Below are 15,662 nucleotides of genomic sequence, written 5' to 3' on the forward strand. Positions count from 1 at the left end.
TGTAACCAGAAAAGAAGAACCAGTGTCAACTGTCTTGACGGCAGAAAATACAGTAAATAATGACGTAGTTGTTGGTTTGTTGAAAACGGAAGAAGCACATGAACTTGGGCTATCTCAAAATATCTATGAGATGTTTAATAACTTTGGGGTTAAGACTGTACTGATTGATTATAATAAGATAATTAGCCTTAAAAAAATTCAGACAGAGTCACTTAATCTCGCAAAACAAGATGAAACATTGGCAAAGAAGCTAACATTAGACCGAATAAAAGTTGAAGTTGCAAAGTTTGTTAAAGAGCACAAAATAAATAGAATATTTATTCCGGATAATTTACACTCAGCACCCACTCCTTGTCGCCAGCTTGTTACTGAAGCAATTGTAAAAATAGTGGATGATAACCCTGTAATTCATTTGCTTGGCATATGTGAAGGCATAATGAATGCAAAGGGAATTGAAGTAGTGAGTGTTGTGAGTGATGAAGAGAAACGAAGATCTCATTTAAAATCAGCACCTAATCCACAGAAAGAGGATGTACCTCTCCAGCAGATAAAGATCGTTCCAAATAGTCGTTTAGCAGAAGTAGTAGCCAAATTCCTAATACCTAATGAAAATGGCTGGTTTTCAACATATTTTCCAGATGCTCATTCAGGAGCAGTAAGTAATACACCAGAAAATAGAAGAAAATTGGAGTCACTTGGATATAAAGTTGCAGCATTTTCCAGTGAGGGGGTAATAGAGGCTATTGAAGATAAGCATGGTAATGTTCACTTTCAAAGTCATCCAGAAGCCCTTGTTGTGAAGTCAGATAAAAACCTCTATTTATCAAATCACAAGGAACGTCAAGTGTCTACACTAGTTGCTATAGCGATTATGAATGATTTTCTTTATCGTGCTTAATGGCTATAGCTTTAGGCTTACCGACGATTTGATAAACGATAGATTTGTCATGTATCCGTTCAGGCAATGGCGTCAACTTAAGGAAAAATATCAGCGATAGTGTATAAAATTTCTCTCCAAATTTTTTATCATTAAATTATCCAAAGAGTGCAAGGGACAGCACTTTTGTTTCTGTTTTATTTCAACAAAGAAGTCTAAAATGTGTCCTTTTTAGGTGAAATATGCAAAAAGGAAAAAACCTTATTCTACAAATTAAAAATATAATATACTCGAAAACTTTTCAGAAAATCCATTGTGTTGAGTTTTACACGAACAAGAAAACTTCCTTTTTCGACAGTATTTTCTATGATTTTAAAGTTAGTTAAAAAAAGTTTGGGAATAGAATGTGAACTTATGGAGCCATTGACATGTACCCTCAAAGCAAGCTTTTTCTAAAGCAAGGTATAAGATTTGCCATACAGGCTTTCAAGAATTTAAGCATCCAAACAGCCTATCAGGATGAACCTGAGTTGGAGAGGCTATAGACTTATTGCAGCAGATGGTTCTGGTATGAGATTACCCAGCTCTGGGGAAATTGTATCCGAGTTTGAACCAAATGGAACAACAGGCACCATTGGCAATTTGTTTGTTGATTTGTGTACTTCGCTAATTTGTAGTGCTCGTCTTGCAGCTTGGAATATAGGTGAACAAACGTTGGCGGCAGAGCAATTACCCGAAGTTATCACTCAAATGCGTTTATTAAATCAAGAGAAATTATTATTTATCTATGATCGTCTTCAGTAAAATTCATTCAGCAGCATTATGATTTGGAAGTAGATTTTATTTTTCGCTTGCAAAAAAGAAATTATAGTAAGCTATGGGAACGCTGGCGAATTAGATTTTGATTTTATATTAGAAAATGAAAAGCTAAAAAATAAAATGAAAGGACAGAAAGTAAGAGTTATAGTGCTGACATTAGCCAACTGAGAAACAGAGTTTGACCGAGACTTTGGAGCAAAGCTTATGTGTTAAGGTGGCACATAGAGGAGTGCTATAAACGACTCAAAGTAGGAGCAGAGTTAGAGAATTTTTCTGGAGAGGCTGTATTACAAGAATTTTGGGCAAACTTGGTCATGTGCAATATATTATCGCTTCATATGTGTGATGCACAAGGGCCTTGGAACCCAGATCAAATTACTGAGTATCGTTTAAATTTTTCAGTTTTATTTGGTGTAATGAGGCAGAAACTCTATCAGGTACTTATTGCGCCAAAAAACTTTCAAGCCCTTTTTAAGTATACGCGCTAAAGTTAAAATCCGACCGGGACAGCCGCAATAAAGTAGATAAGCCTAAACGCCATCATGTCTTTAGGAGAGTTTGCTAATGAAAGTTCTTAAGTTGACGCCATTGGCTGNCAAGAAGAGAAAATCAAATAAAAGAAGGTATCGAAAAATTAATGGAAGATTATTATAGTCAAGAAAATGCAGGAGAGAAAGGATATATAAGCGAGGAAGAATTTAAACAGACAATGAGAAAAATGAAAGAACGCTTACAAGGGATAGAAGAAGAGAAAAAAAGGTAGTTGATCAGAAGGCAGTAGAAAAAGGAATAAGTCTTATTATAAATAGCATAAAGAATTTTTATTCTAGTGTAAAATCGAACCTGGAACAGCTAGATTGGCAAACTAAGCGCGGCATTATTAAAGCATTAATAGGACAAATTAACATTGGTTGTGATCAGGTAGAAGTAGGATTTCAGATCGAAGAACCAGCACAGGATGGGGGAATTCTTAATTTGTATCATTGTACTACACATCATAATAAGGGGGTTGGCGAAGGGTGTCAAGTAATTCCGTTCCTTATGGGTAAAAAAAGAGAAACTCTAAGTTGCAGCCGCACAATGTTTCTCTTTTCTGCTGTTGATGATTATTTCGCCTATTGTAACTGCCGCTAGAATAAAGCAATAATATACCTGTGTTAATAAAGAAATAGGTGATACAGAGGCGATGCTACCTGCTAGCAATAGTTGGGAACCATAAGGTAAGATACCTTTTGTAGCACAAGCAAAAACATCTAATAAGTATGCGCTGCGATGTGGCGCAATACTGTGTTTTTGTGCAAGCCTTTTTGCAATTCCACCACTTAGTAAAATAGCAATGGTATTATTGGCAACTAAGGTAGTAAACATAGACGCAATTCCTGCTATCACAAATTCAGCTTTAGTTTTTGTGATATTGCTTTCATCGATGAGTTTATGCAACGCTTTTTGACCTTGCTTGTACATTATATGGCTCAATCCACCGATAAATAGAGCAAATATCACTATTTCGTTTACTTTTTTGAAACCGTCATACACGTCATGAGGAAATTGAATGATAGCATAGTCAAAAAAAGTTATTCCTAGCACACCAGCAATAATTATGTTTATAGTTATTGTTACTAAAGTGGCGACTTCAAGCAGCCCCATGATTATTAAAGAAATGTAAGGAATAATTTTTATTATAGAATAATAATCTAAATTTGATATAGAAATAATTTTTGTACTATTTGAGGCAACTGCTAGGTAGATGAGTGTTATAATGCTGGCAATAAGTGCAACTTTAGAGTTCATTTTAAGTTTATCTTTTGCTGAAGCTTCCTGTGAAGAAACAGATGCAATGGTGGTATCAGATATCATCGAAAGGTTATCGCCAAACACGGCACCACCTACTACAGTTGCAGTTCCTATTTCGAGACCAAAAGCTCCACTTTTTGCCAGATTAACAGCTATAGGTACCATCAGCGCAACAACTCCCATAGATGTGCCAATTGCAGTTGAAATAAAAGCAGAAGCCAAAAATACTCCAGGCAGCAGTAATCTTGCTGGAAGGAAATTAAGAATTAAATTAGCAACAGTGTCTGCGCTACCGATTGATTGAGTCACCGCAGAAAATGCTCCAGAAAATAAAAAAATTAAACACATAGTAAGGGTGTTTTTGTCACCCATGCCCTTGATAACAGTATCGATGTTATGCTGAATTTTATTTGTACCACGTGAGAAAGCAAAAAATAGTGCTGGTAATAAGCAGATTACTGGTGAAACCTGATGAAGTGGATTATCAGTTCCGATAAAAGAAAAATAAGCACCACTTCCAAGATACAAGATTAAAAAAATAATCAAGGGGACAAAAGCTGTCATTTTGCTGTACCTAAACTTATAACTATAACTAATTAAGTGGTTTTAAGCAAGTTTGGTTTTCACTAGTTCTACAGGAAGTCAATAGCAGAGTTTTAAACTTCATATTTAATCTACTAAATAAATAGCACATGTAGCTTATTGCTTGACAATAGGATCTAATTGTTGTCTAGATTCCAGCATCACGCGCACAACTGTACGAACATTTGTTTGCGAAGAAATGTTATAGCTGGTTTTGCTTCAAACACAAAGATATCATCCGAGTAGCTGAATACTTGGATCCAGAAAATTTTGCTGCGAATAAGCAAATTTGTTTGGTGAGCATAGAAAGTGGAATGTGTAAGCGCAGCCTCAACAGGGTGTCATCCAAGTAGCTGACTACTTGGATCCAGATTGGATACTGAGTTGGTGAGTATAAAAGTATAGCTAACGCGAGCTCTACGTCATACCGCCGCAGAATAATTAACCGTCATACCGCGATTCATTCGCAGTATCCCTTCGCGGTATCCCTTAGCCGCTAACAAGCAGCGGGATGACGGTTGTCGTTTAGCCATAAACATTAAGGAACTCACCAAATAAAAAAAAGGCAAAAGAAACCCTAGGGTAGCTAAATATTGACTATCCATTTTTTAAGTTGGCGGTTTTTGATGTTTTAAATGCTTTATAAGCGTATTTCAGCTTGTATAGGTAAAAACCTAGAACTTGATAAAGACATAGAGTGCACATAGTACAAAAAATTAAACATGAGACGCCAGATACGATGAGTTTTTTTGTCATTTAATCTGTACAGAGTAGATAAATAAATAGCTTCACTTTCATGATAAGGGGGCTGACGGAGTTTGTCAAGGAAGTTTTTCGTTTCTAATGGTTGTTAACGTGCTGCCAAAAACTATGCAAGAAGTCTATTGAAATCGCGTATATCAATCGTTGTAAAATCACACAATTGCTCTGTAGAGCTATGCCCTGTAATAATTACTATACCATTTTGCTCAGAGCGTATTGAGATTAAGTTCAGCACTAATTCACACGTTGCACTATCAAGATTACAAAATGGTTCATCTATCAGCCAAACGTTTGCATTAGAAATCAAGAGGCGAGCAAGCGCAACTCTCCTTTTCCAGCCTGCAGAAAGTTCGCCATATCTAATATTAAGTACAGGTTGCAACTGCAAGCAACAAATAGCTGCCACAATCAATTCTCTAGTATTTCGTATTCCTGCCCAGAATTCTACGTTTTGAGCAACAGTTAAGCTATCTTTACAGGCATTCTTATGGCCTATATAGACCATAGAAGATATATAGGATTTTGGATCATCATATATATCTTTTCCGCAGTGCCTTATATTGCCTGATACCGGCGGTAAAAGTCCAGATAAACTTCTAATTAAGCTGGTTTTACCACTACCATTTGGACCAGTGATTAGAATCTTTGATTTTAGCTCAGCTTTAAAACTGAGATTCTTAAATAGTACCTTATTATTACGAGTGCAGGATAAATTTTCACATTCAAGCATGGATTATCTGCCCTTTCCCTTATGTTTACCTTGAGTTGAAGCCTGAGCTTTTACAAACAGCTCCCAAAATCCTTTCTGTCCGCCTTCTCTATGTATCAATTGTGCAAAACGCTGCATTAAACCATTACCCATCATAACCATCTTTGTCCATTTACCTACCGGTTTTGCTATGTCAACTATTTCTGGATCTTCTTTATAAACTTGCACATCTTTTTGTTTCTCGCGTAGCGTTTCTTGTTGTTTCAGCAACTCTTTTTGCTTATTTTTTTGATATAATTCATTGAATTTTCTGTCTTCTTCCCACTCTTCTTTAAAAACTTTTCTAGGAAATATGATTTTTCTAATGCGATTTTTGTATATTTTTCTCAAAAAGAGAAATACTGCAGCTACAGCAAGTAATGTTACGCTATATAATATGATCTGTGTAAGTGGCATTTCCTGTATCTAATTCATTAAAAATACCCTTGCTATTATACCATAATTATAGAAATTGTGCAATTTTTTTGCGGGTAAAGACAATATAAAAGCAGTACTGCTCTATTTCGAAAATTGCGCAAATATCTGACGAACGGGCTTGTATGTAATAAGGTTTATTTCTATACTTCTTAAAGAATTTAGAAGTAAAACAAATATGAACTGCTATAAAACTCATACGTGCAATGAACTGAGGAAGAACGACGTAGAAAAGGAAGTTACCCTTTCTGGATGGTTATATCGTAAGCGCGACCATGGTAACCTAATTTTTGTTGATTTAAGGGACTTCTACGGAATCACTCAGCTAGTATTTAATAATGACAAAGACTTTTTTGATGAGATATCAAATTTAAAATTGGAGAGTGTAATTACTGTTACAGGAATAGTTGAAGCTAGAACTGAAGATACGGTAAACAGCTCTATTTCTACCGGAGAAATCGAGGTGATAGTCAACAATTTGCGCGTTGAGTCGGAAGTTGAGTTCCACTTTGATGAAGAAATAGCAAAAGAAGAAAGAAGTATATTGGCAAGCATTACCGGCGAGCAAGAATACCCAGAAAACATGAGATTTAAATATCGATTTCTTGACTTAAGACGTGAAAAAGTCCGCAACAATATTATTTTGCGCTCACAAATTATCGCAGAGCTCCGCAAGCTCATGATAGAGCGAGGATTTTTAGAGATTCAAACTCCAATACTCACTGCTTCCTCTCCTGAAGGAGCACGCGACTACCTAGTGCCAAGCAGGCTAAATCCTGGCAAGTTCTATGCATTGCCACAAGCTCCGCAGATTTTCAAACAGTTGCTCATGGTTTCAGGGTTTGATAAATATTTCCAAATTGCACCATGTTTTCGTGATGAAGACGCAAGGGCTGACCGTTCTCCGGGAGAGTTTTATCAGCTAGATCTTGAAATGTCTTTTGTGACTCAAGAGGACATATTTGACGTTATTGAATCTGCTTTATATAAAGTGTTCGCCAAATTTTCTCGCAAGTCTGTCGATAAAGATTTTCCACGCATTACATACAAAGATGCAATGCTTAAGTATGGTTCTGACAAGCCAGATTTGCGTAATCCACTATTAATCAGCGATGTTACAGAAATTTTTCGTGATTCAGGGTTCAATATTTTCAAAAGCAATATTGAGCGTGGTATGGTAGTGAGAGCCATCCCTGCACCTAAAACAGCAGAGGAACCACGCAGCTTCTTTGATAAAAAGATAGAACATGCGCAAAAAGAATTCGGTGCTAAGGGTCTTGGATATATAACGTTTGATAAAGATGGAACTGCGAAAGGCCCAATTGCTAAATTTCTTGATGAAAATAGGCTAAACCACATAAGAGAAGCAACAAACATAGAGCCAGGAGATAGTGTATTTTTTGCTTCTGACAAAGAGAATGAGGCGGCAAACATTGCAGGAAAAGTACGCACTCTTTTAGGGTCAGAACTCAGTCTTATAGATGATAATATCTTCAAGTTTTGTTGGATCATTGATTTTCCATATTTTGTATATGACGATAAAAGTAAAAAAATAGATTTCTTTCATAACCCATTCTCCATGCCACACGGTGGTCTGAAAGATTTAGAGGACAAAAATCCACTGGATATCCTTGCTTACCAATATGATCTTGTTTGCAATGGAATAGAACTGTCAAGTGGGGCGATTCGTAATAACAAACTGGATATCATGTATAAAGCTTTTGCCATTGCAGGTTATAGCCGGGGAGAAGTTGATACAAGATTCGGTGCACTTGTACGTGCATTCAGATTTGGTGTTCCTCCTCATGGTGGAATAGCACCAGGAGTTGATAGAATAGTTATGCTGCTTGCTGATGAGCCAAATATTCGTGAAGTAATCTGTTTTCCTATGAACCAGCAAGGTGAAGATGTTCTAATGGGTGCTCCTTCCAAGGTGGAGGATAAGCATTTACGTGAATTATCCTTGAAGGTTATTGAATGAAAAATTTTATAGCAAGGAGCACCGGTTAATGATATATTAGGTTATGTTAAATTGAAAGACCATGAATAATATCCGAAAAGCAATACTATCGGGCATGATCTGTAACATGATTGTGTGGTATGAACTCACTCTTTTTGGAGTATTAACAGATACAATCATCAACGTTTTTTTCCCATCAGAAGATCATTATTTGAGTACACTCAAATTCCTTGGTGTTTTTGCAATTGGTTTTGCGTTTAGACCAATTGGTGCAGTAATTTTTGGTTATATGGGAGATAAGTATGGCAGAAGAAAGACTTTACTTACTTCAGTAATATTAATTTCAATATCATCCACAATTATGGGAATTATACCTGGGTATAAAGAAATAGGGTTGCTTTCACCTGTATTGCTTGTGTTTTGTAGAATAGTGCAAGGAATAACTGCAGGAGGTGAAACAAGCATTAATACAGCATTTACGATAGAGCATTCAAAAGATAAAAAAAATCTAGGTTTCTTAGGAAGTATGAAGCCCTTTAGCGGAGCCCTTGGAACGCTCTTATGCATAACAATGATATTTATCTGCAAAAGAGTTACAGGTGAGAACTATGAAATATGGGGATGGAAGTTGCTTTTTTATTTTTGCTTTTTTTTGGGGACAATAGGTTTTTTAACTAGGTACATATTAAAAGAAAGCTTAGCATATAAAACTAATAAGTACGCTAATAATTTAGCACATTCACCATTGTTAGAACTAGTAAGAAAATATAAAAGACCGCTTATTATTTCAATCAATCTGGGAATTGCTCAGAATGCAATTGTCTACGCAGCAATAATATTTTATAATATATCAATAAAAGAGCTAGTTATTTTATCTATTAGTGTTAAAGATTTAATGAGGATAGTAATACAGGTTGTATTTGCAGCATCTGCGGTACTTTTTGCAATTTTATCTGATAAAGTTGGAAGAAAACGCGTAATGATTCCTGTACTGATTATGCTATCTCTGATTGGTACATGTGTATTACCATTATTATCTTCCGTTAACCACTATGTAGTAATAATAACTTACTTATTGATTACTATACCAGTAGGTGCATCTTTTGGAATATATGGTTCTGTTATTTGTGAACTGTTTCCAACAAAAGTAAGATGCACTGGCGTAAGCTTAGCAAATAATATATCTGCAGGAATTTTTGGTGGCCTTTCTCCATACATATGCATGTGGCTTATAGAAAAAACCGAAACAAAACTTGCAGCAGGCATTTATCTTACTGCCTGCACATTAATTAGCCTAATATCTGTGCTTCAAATTAAAGCCAAAGACAGAAAAGTTGATTGGTGAAATCGTTTCAGTCGAAAAATAGCGCTTCAATGGATTTTTCGATGTGTTTAGTGATAGGAGCGGTGATAGTGATTTCTTTATTGTTTGGCAGTTTTAAAGATAAAGAATGCGAATGAAGGTGAATTTTATTTGCTATCCCATCAATAAAAGCTTTTTTACCACCATATTTACCGTCACCAAGAATAGGGCAATTTATATGAGCTAAATGTGCACGTAACTGATGGGTTCTGCCGGTAATTGGTTGTAATTTTAAATAAGCAACATTGTGTTTGGATTTTGCTATAATTGAAAAATGCGTAGTGGCATTCTGAGGTGAATTTTCATCAACGACCACTTTTTCTTGACCTGAAACATATTTTTTCACCAATGGATAGTCTATTGTTCCACTATCCTTGCTCGGTATGCCAGAAGTTAATGCTAAATAAGTTTTTTTTACTCTTCGTCCTTTAAATTCTTCCATAAGGTATCTGGCAACATTAGCGTTGCGTGCGAATATTATCACTCCACTCGTATCTCTATCTAGCCTATGGACAATTTTAAATGTTTCTCCCTCTCTTATTTGGTCAAGCAAATCACTCATGCTAATCTTTACTTTTACGCCACCTTGAACGATGACCCCTGCGGGTTTGTTTATAGCTAGTATATATTCGTCTTCATATAATATGTTCTCTCTTAGTAGATTCACTAACTTTTCATTATATTTGCGATCAGAATTAGCGTTTTCAATATAATTCAAGTGCTTCAGCGTTATAGTTTGCCCAGAATTTACTCTATCACTGGACTTTGCTTTGCAATCATCAACTTTGATTAATCCTTTCCTTAAAGATTTTTCAATTACAGATTGCTTTAGATCAGGAAAGATTCTTCTGATGTACCTATCCAGCCTAACGTTATCGTCTTCTATTAATATGGTTTTTATACTTTGTAGCATTCCATTATTTATAATGAATATCTAGTGAAATGTCAATTATTGGTGTCATTCCAGTGTCAAGCACTGGAATGACACCGAAGGGGTTACTGCCGTCATAAAGGAACCAGTGTCAGCTACTCGGATGACAGGAGAAGGAGACTACTGAGATGACAGCTAGCCTGACAACCGTCATCCCGCTGCTTGTTAGCGGGATCTAGAGATACCGCGAATGAATCGCGGTATGACGGTTCGCGGCGGCATGACGTAGAGCTTGCGTTAGCTATACTTTTATACTCACCAACTCAGCTGGATCCAAGTAGTCAGAGCACTGGGATGACAAAAAAAGGAGGGCACTTGGATGACGGGAGAAGGAGCTATTTGGATGACATCGTTTACTATACAATGTTTGTACAGTTCTGGATAAAAAAATTAGCTAACAAATTTATAAACATCAGTATACAGCTCATCAACGCTTGGTTCTTTACTATTTTTGGCAAAATCTTCCGACTTTTTTACTAAATCACGTATTTCCTTATCAATTACTTTGCACTCTTCTTCTGAAGCCATTTTATTATCTGTCATGTATTTCTTTAAAGTGCTTATAGGGTCATGATTTTGCTTCATATCTTCAACTTCTTCTTTTAAGCGATAAGTAGCAGGATCTGACATTGAGTGACCGCGATATCGATATGTCTTCATTTCAAGCAGGATAGGCCCTTTTCCGCTGCGTGTGTGTTTCGCTGCTTCGCTTGTAGCCTCATAAACAGAGAAAAAATCCATTCCATCAACTTGTTTTCCAGGAATACCAAAACTTTCTCCTCTTTTATATAACTCTGTTACTAAAGTTGACCTTTGCACGGAGGTTCCCATTGCGTATTCATTATTTTCTATGATGTAAACCACAGGCAACTCCCACAAAGATGCCATATTAAACGATTCATATACTTGTCCTTGATTTGCAGCACCGTCGCCAAAATATGTAAATACCACATTATCTTTTTTCTTATATTTATTAGCAAATGCTATTCCTGTGCCAATTGGAACTTGTGCTCCCACTATTCCATGCCCGCCGAAGAATTTTTTTTCAACGTCAAATACGTGCATCGAACCACCTTTACCTTTCGAGCATCCTGTTTCTTTGCCGGTAAGCTCTGCCATTACAACATTTGGATCAGAATCACATGCGAGCATTAAGCCATGGTCTCTATAACTTGTGATAAAAGCGTCACCTAATTTTGATGCAGCTTGAGTTCCAACTGCAACTGCTTCTTGTCCTATTGATAGGTGACAGAACCCGCCTATTAATCCCATCCCATATAATTGTCCTGCTTTTTCCTCAAATCTGCGTATGAGTAGCATTTTCCTGTAGAATCCAATTATCTGTTCTTTAGTGAAATTTTCTGCTTTCATATCGATTTCTTTTTCATTAAACTAACACAATACCAGGAATTTTAAATTTTTGCTAATGAACTATTACCACTGGCTTGAGGCTTTTCACGTTATCTCTGTTATCATGTGGATGGCAGGTATGCTTTATTTACCCAGGCTTTATGTCTACCATGCAACTGTAAAACCGGGATCGGAAAATGATAGCTTGCTTCAAACAATGGAAAAGAGGCTACTTAGATATATCATAAACCCTGCAATGCTTTTCTCACTTGGTCTTGGAATTACACTAATGGTTATTAGGGAAGCATATCGTGAAGGATGGTTTCATGTAAAAGCATTTGCAATACTTTTGATGTTAATTATTCATATGCTACTTGCAAAATATAGGAAAAATTTTGCAATGGGTTCGAATAAGAAGTCACATATTTATTTTCGCGTTTTAAATGAAGCAGTTACAGTATTGATAATAGTTATAGTTATTATGGTTGTTGTAAAACCTTTTTGACTGACCTTACCCAAAAAAAGCAGAAAGCTCGTATCTGTTCAGATGCATGGCTAATGTACAATACTGAAATAAAAATTCCAGTGCTCCCTTTCTTGTCATTCCAGTGCTTGACACTGGGATCCAGATTTCTTTACAAATTCACCAAAAGTGCTTCATTCTATAACGCAAAACCCATACTCACCAAACTCAATGCATTACTTGCAATTAAGTTTCCTGGATGCCAGTGTCAAGCTACTCGGATGACACCATTCTTTTTCCTGGATCCCAGTGTCAAGCACTGGGATGACAAGAAGAGGGCACTGCCCTCTTGGATGGAAGCCAGTGTTAGCTACTTTCATGACACCCTGACAACCGTCATCCCGCTACTTGTTAGCGGGATCTAGAGATACCGTGATGGTATGACGTAGGGGTTGCCGAGAACTTGTCATCCAAGTGCTTGACACTGGGATCCAGTTTTTCGTATAATTTTGTCAAAATCTATTGTGCTAGCAAGTTCACTAGCGTCACGCGCTGGTCTGTTAGACATTTACGTGTAGGGTGAAGAAATTTTGAAAAAGACATACCAAATATGAAAGGCCTATATATTAAAACTTACGGCTGTCAGATGAACGTTTATGACTCCGTTTTAATGGAAAATGTAATTAAACCTTTGGGGTTCAACGTTGTTAGTGATGCAGGGAAAGCCGATTTAGTGATACTGAATACTTGTCACATTAGAGAGAAGGCAGCAGAAAAACTTTACTCAGAGCTTGGGAAGATTCATTCGTTACGAAAAGAAATGACTATAGTGGTGGCTGGGTGTGTAGCGCAAGCAGAGGGAGAAGAAGTGTTCAGAAGGGCTCCTTTTGTTGATATTGTTGTTGGTCCGCAGAGTATCGCTACCTTACCGGAGCTGATAGTCAAAGCAAGCAGAAGTAAAGGTCATGTAATAAACACTGATTTTCCTGAAGTTGCAAAGTTTGATAAATTGCCAGATGAATGCTATGGCAATAGCCAGGGGTCTTCTGCGTTTCTTGCCATACAAGAGGGTTGTGATAAATTTTGTACGTTTTGTGTAGTGTCCTATACTCGTGGAGCTGAGTATTCACGGCCAGTGAATGAAATATTTCGTGAAGCATTGAAATTAGTTGCAAATGGGGCAAATGAGATCAATTTGCTTGGTCAGAACGTCAATGCTTACCATGGGGAGTGCGAAGGGGAAGTGTGGGATTTAGGAAAATTAATTAGTCATATTGCTAAAATTGAAAAGCTAGAGAGGATTCGTTATACAACTTCTCATCCAAGAGATATGCATGAATCTCTCTACTTGGCACATGCGGAAGAGCCAAAGCTCATGCCGTTTGTTCACCTGCCTGTGCAGTCTGGTTCGAATAAAATATTGCACGCGATGAACAGGAAACACACTGCAGAGGAGTATTTGGAAATAATAGACAGATTTCGCAAATTGAAACCTGAAATCGAATTTTCTTCTGATTTTATTGTTGGTTTTCCTGGAGAAACCGAAAAAGATTTTGAAGAAACTATGAAATTAGTAGAAAAAGTTAGATATGCTCAGGCTTATAGTTTTAAATACAGCCCAAGACCAGGCACACCGGGAGCGGAAAGAAAAGATCAAGTACCAGAAGAGGTTAAAACAGAGCGCCTTCTTCGTTTACAGAAATTAATTAGTAAGCAACAACTTGAGTTTAACCAGAGTATGGTAGGTAAAACTATACCTGTTCTATTTAGCGATAAAAAAGGTAAACACCAAAACCAAATTATTGGTAAAAGCCCATATATGCAATCAGTGTGCATTGATGATTCTGAAGATAAATACAGGGACAAAATAGTAAATGTGAAAGTGTTGGAAGCTCGGCAGAGTAGTTTGCTGGGGTGTGCATTTCACTGATTTTAAGCAGCGTTAAATATAAATCTTAAGCAAAGAGTATTGAAAAAATGCAATCATAATCTTTTTCAAAAGTTACAAAGTTTAATTGCTACCTCTGCTGAACGGGTACCTTAAACCTACAAATTTGAGCTTACCTATATCAATTTTTTGTACAAGATGAGTTAGTAACAACTTTATGTATAAAATTGAAGAAGAATAAAAATACAATAACGAGCATTAAATTAAATATTCCCACCTTTAAAAAACCCTCTTTATATATTTCTAAAGATTCTAAATAATTTATTTTACCATTTACTGAAGGAACTGACATAAATTTTGATATTGCAACTCCGGCTAGGTTAGAAAACGCTAATGACAGCATTACTATACCCATCACTACTCCTCTAAGGTTTTTGGGGGCTAGTGTAGTTGCTTGTTCTTGGACTAATGGAGCAATACATAATTCTCCCAGTCCCATAAAGGAGATAGCAATTATTAAATATAAGTATTCTACTTTACCTTCAATGTTAGAGTTTAAACATCCTATGTACAGTGTGAAAAAACACATAGCCATTGTCAGAAGGCCAAGGGTAAACATGGAAGTTGCATATTTTTGCTTAAACTTCATGTATGTTCCAAAAAGAAAGCCAAATATTATAATTGACAAAGGATTTATGGCTTGAGAAACTGAAGCTGGGATTGTTATACCTAATACATTGTTAATAACGTTTCTTTCGGTGAATAAGTTAACCAAAGAGCCAAGCTGCATTTCTAAAGCAAAAAAACACAAGAAAAATACCACAAGAATAGATAATGCCACTAATTTTCGTCTTTGTTCTGCTGATAATTTAGATATTATATAAATAAATATGCCCAGAGCTGTTATTCCAATAAATATGAGCATATTAGTAAAAAATTCACTATGTATAAGCATTTTAGCAATTATTGATGATGACAAAAAGCTTCCTATCAATACTATACCAAAAATTTTAATCCCTAATATGCGCTTATTCATAAGCTCTGGATAAGGAGAAAGGCCGCTATCTCCTAAAAGATTCTGAAATTTGAGAAAAAAGATTAGCCCTATAGACATCCCAATACCAGCTAAACCAAAGCCGTAGTGCCAGCCAAACAAGTGGGCTACATAACCACATGAAATAGAAGCCAATATTGCTCCAATATTCACACCTACGTAAAATAAAGTAAAGCCTCTGCTACGTTCAGGATCGTCTTTGCCATAGCATGAACTAAGTAAGTTAGTTACGTTCCCTTTAAACATACCAGTACCTATGGCTATTAGAGATAAACCTAAATATAATAAACCTGGTTCAAACTTAACCAATGACATGCAAGCATGACCTGCTATCATCACTATCCCTCCAAGCAACACCATGTTGCGGAATCCCATCAACTTATCAGCTAAAAAACCTCCAAGTATTGGTATAGCATAACCTGTTGCAGCAAATAATGAGTAAATAGTAAAGGCCCTCTCATCAGTGAAACCTAAGTGAGAAGTCAAAAATAGGACCAAAAGTGCCCTCATTCCATAGTAAGAGAAACGTTCCCACATTTCAACAAAGCACAACATTTTTAAAAATTGTGGAAACTTATCTGTCTTCTGATCCATAAAATACCCCTAAAGCTTGGGTTAATGTTAAGTAAAACAATA

General features: G+C 36.4%; 13 protein-coding genes and 1 pseudogene. 7 read left to right on the forward strand and 7 right to left on the reverse strand.

Annotated features, from left to right (window positions below):
* The first annotated feature begins 34 nt into the window (after positions 1–34).
* The 3 genes and pseudogenes from HUB95_RS03180 to HUB95_RS06360 all read left to right on the forward strand — a co-directional run bounded on the left by HUB95_RS03180 (position 35) and on the right by HUB95_RS06360 (position 2,459).
* The gene (locus tag HUB95_RS03180) at positions 35–898 is read left to right on the forward strand and encodes a gamma-glutamyl-gamma-aminobutyrate hydrolase family protein (protein WP_015589047.1); all 864 of its coding nucleotides are present in this window, start codon (positions 35–37) and stop codon (positions 896–898) included.
* 221 nt (positions 899–1,119) lie between these two features.
* Positions 1,120–2,261: pseudogene (locus HUB95_RS03185) on the forward strand (transposase).
* A gap of 72 nt (positions 2,262–2,333) precedes the next feature.
* Positions 2,334–2,459 (forward strand): hypothetical protein, encoded by a 126-nt coding sequence (locus tag HUB95_RS06360; RefSeq protein WP_256433070.1) that lies wholly within the window; start codon positions 2,334–2,336, stop codon positions 2,457–2,459.
* A gap of 299 nt (positions 2,460–2,758) precedes the next feature.
* Here the strand turns inward: HUB95_RS06360 and HUB95_RS03195 are convergent, their stop codons facing one another.
* The 3 genes from HUB95_RS03195 to HUB95_RS03205 all read right to left on the reverse strand — a co-directional run bounded on the left by HUB95_RS03195 (position 2,759) and on the right by HUB95_RS03205 (position 5,999).
* Positions 2,759–4,054 (reverse strand): Na+/H+ antiporter NhaC family protein, encoded by a 1,296-nt coding sequence (locus tag HUB95_RS03195; protein WP_209452281.1) that lies wholly within the window; start codon positions 4,052–4,054, stop codon positions 2,759–2,761.
* Positions 4,055–4,940: 886 nt separating this feature from the next.
* A complete protein-coding gene (gene ccmA, locus HUB95_RS03200) occupies positions 4,941–5,564 on the reverse strand; it encodes a heme ABC exporter ATP-binding protein CcmA (protein WP_015589045.1) in 624 nt (207 codons plus the stop codon).
* Positions 5,565–5,567: 3 nt separating this feature from the next.
* Positions 5,568–5,999, reverse strand: coding sequence for a hypothetical protein (locus HUB95_RS03205; protein ID WP_006279891.1), 432 nt, complete (start codon positions 5,997–5,999; stop codon positions 5,568–5,570).
* A 196-nt stretch (positions 6,000–6,195) separates the two neighbouring features.
* Here HUB95_RS03205 and aspS point away from each other — a divergent pair, with 196 nt between their 5' ends.
* Both aspS and HUB95_RS03215 read left to right on the forward strand, forming a co-directional pair.
* Entirely contained in the window at positions 6,196–7,998 is a 1,803-nt protein-coding gene (gene aspS / locus HUB95_RS03210) for an aspartate--tRNA ligase (protein ID WP_209452282.1), read from the forward strand.
* A gap of 61 nt (positions 7,999–8,059) precedes the next feature.
* Positions 8,060–9,322 (forward strand): MFS transporter, encoded by a 1,263-nt coding sequence (locus HUB95_RS03215; RefSeq protein ID WP_209452283.1) that lies wholly within the window; start codon positions 8,060–8,062, stop codon positions 9,320–9,322.
* A 7-nt stretch (positions 9,323–9,329) separates the two neighbouring features.
* Here the strand turns inward: HUB95_RS03215 and HUB95_RS03220 are convergent, their stop codons facing one another.
* Both HUB95_RS03220 and pdhA read right to left on the reverse strand, forming a co-directional pair.
* Positions 9,330–10,253: an RluA family pseudouridine synthase gene (locus HUB95_RS03220; protein WP_006279888.1), complete on the reverse strand. Its 924-nt coding sequence runs from the start codon at positions 10,251–10,253 to the stop codon at positions 9,330–9,332.
* A 408-nt stretch (positions 10,254–10,661) separates the two neighbouring features.
* Positions 10,662–11,642, reverse strand: a complete 981-nt coding sequence (gene pdhA / locus HUB95_RS03225) for a pyruvate dehydrogenase (acetyl-transferring) E1 component subunit alpha (RefSeq protein WP_209452284.1) — start codon at positions 11,640–11,642, stop codon at positions 10,662–10,664.
* A gap of 55 nt (positions 11,643–11,697) precedes the next feature.
* Here pdhA and hemJ point away from each other — a divergent pair, with 55 nt between their 5' ends.
* The gene (hemJ, locus tag HUB95_RS03230) at positions 11,698–12,126 is read left to right on the forward strand and encodes a protoporphyrinogen oxidase HemJ (protein ID WP_010082641.1); all 429 of its coding nucleotides are present in this window, start codon (positions 11,698–11,700) and stop codon (positions 12,124–12,126) included.
* Positions 12,127–12,320: 194 nt separating this feature from the next.
* Here hemJ and HUB95_RS03235 read toward each other — a convergent pair whose 3' ends face one another.
* Positions 12,321–12,464 (reverse strand): hypothetical protein, encoded by a 144-nt coding sequence (locus HUB95_RS03235; RefSeq protein WP_167482809.1) that lies wholly within the window; start codon positions 12,462–12,464, stop codon positions 12,321–12,323.
* 230 nt (positions 12,465–12,694) lie between these two features.
* Here HUB95_RS03235 and miaB point away from each other — a divergent pair, with 230 nt between their 5' ends.
* Entirely contained in the window at positions 12,695–14,014 is a 1,320-nt protein-coding gene (miaB, locus tag HUB95_RS03240; protein ID WP_197907213.1) for a tRNA (N6-isopentenyl adenosine(37)-C2)-methylthiotransferase MiaB, read from the forward strand.
* Between the two features lie 139 nt (positions 14,015–14,153).
* Here miaB and HUB95_RS03245 read toward each other — a convergent pair whose 3' ends face one another.
* On the reverse strand, positions 14,154–15,620 hold the full coding sequence (locus tag HUB95_RS03245) for a peptide MFS transporter (protein WP_007548626.1): 1,467 nt from the start codon (positions 15,618–15,620) through the stop codon (positions 14,154–14,156).
* Positions 15,621–15,662: the final 42 nt, after the last annotated feature.

Source organism: Wolbachia endosymbiont of Ceratosolen solmsi (assembly GCF_017869155.1).
GTDB lineage: Bacteria > Pseudomonadota > Alphaproteobacteria > Rickettsiales > Anaplasmataceae > Wolbachia > Wolbachia pipientis.

Coding starts and splice junctions, on each gene's coding strand:
- HUB95_RS06360 (WP_256433070.1), top strand. CDS start 2,334: ATGGAAGATTATTATAGTCAAGAAAATGCAGGAGAGAAAGGATATATA.
- HUB95_RS03195 (WP_209452281.1), bottom strand. CDS start 4,054: ATGACAGCTTTTGTCCCCTTGATTATTTTTTTAATCTTGTATCTTGGA.
- ccmA (WP_015589045.1), bottom strand. CDS start 5,564: ATGCTTGAATGTGAAAATTTATCCTGCACTCGTAATAATAAGGTACTA.
- HUB95_RS03205 (WP_006279891.1), bottom strand. CDS start 5,999: ATGCCACTTACACAGATCATATTATATAGCGTAACATTACTTGCTGTA.
- aspS (WP_209452282.1), top strand. CDS start 6,196: ATGAACTGCTATAAAACTCATACGTGCAATGAACTGAGGAAGAACGAC.
- HUB95_RS03215 (WP_209452283.1), top strand. CDS start 8,060: ATGAATAATATCCGAAAAGCAATACTATCGGGCATGATCTGTAACATG.
- HUB95_RS03220 (WP_006279888.1), bottom strand. CDS start 10,253: ATGCTACAAAGTATAAAAACCATATTAATAGAAGACGATAACGTTAGG.
- pdhA (WP_209452284.1), bottom strand. CDS start 11,642: ATGAAAGCAGAAAATTTCACTAAAGAACAGATAATTGGATTCTACAGG.
- hemJ (WP_010082641.1), top strand. CDS start 11,698: ATGAACTATTACCACTGGCTTGAGGCTTTTCACGTTATCTCTGTTATC.
- HUB95_RS03235 (WP_167482809.1), bottom strand. CDS start 12,464: ATGAAAGTAGCTAACACTGGCTTCCATCCAAGAGGGCAGTGCCCTCTT.
- miaB (WP_197907213.1), top strand. CDS start 12,695: ATGAAAGGCCTATATATTAAAACTTACGGCTGTCAGATGAACGTTTAT.
- HUB95_RS03245 (WP_007548626.1), bottom strand. CDS start 15,620: ATGGATCAGAAGACAGATAAGTTTCCACAATTTTTAAAAATGTTGTGC.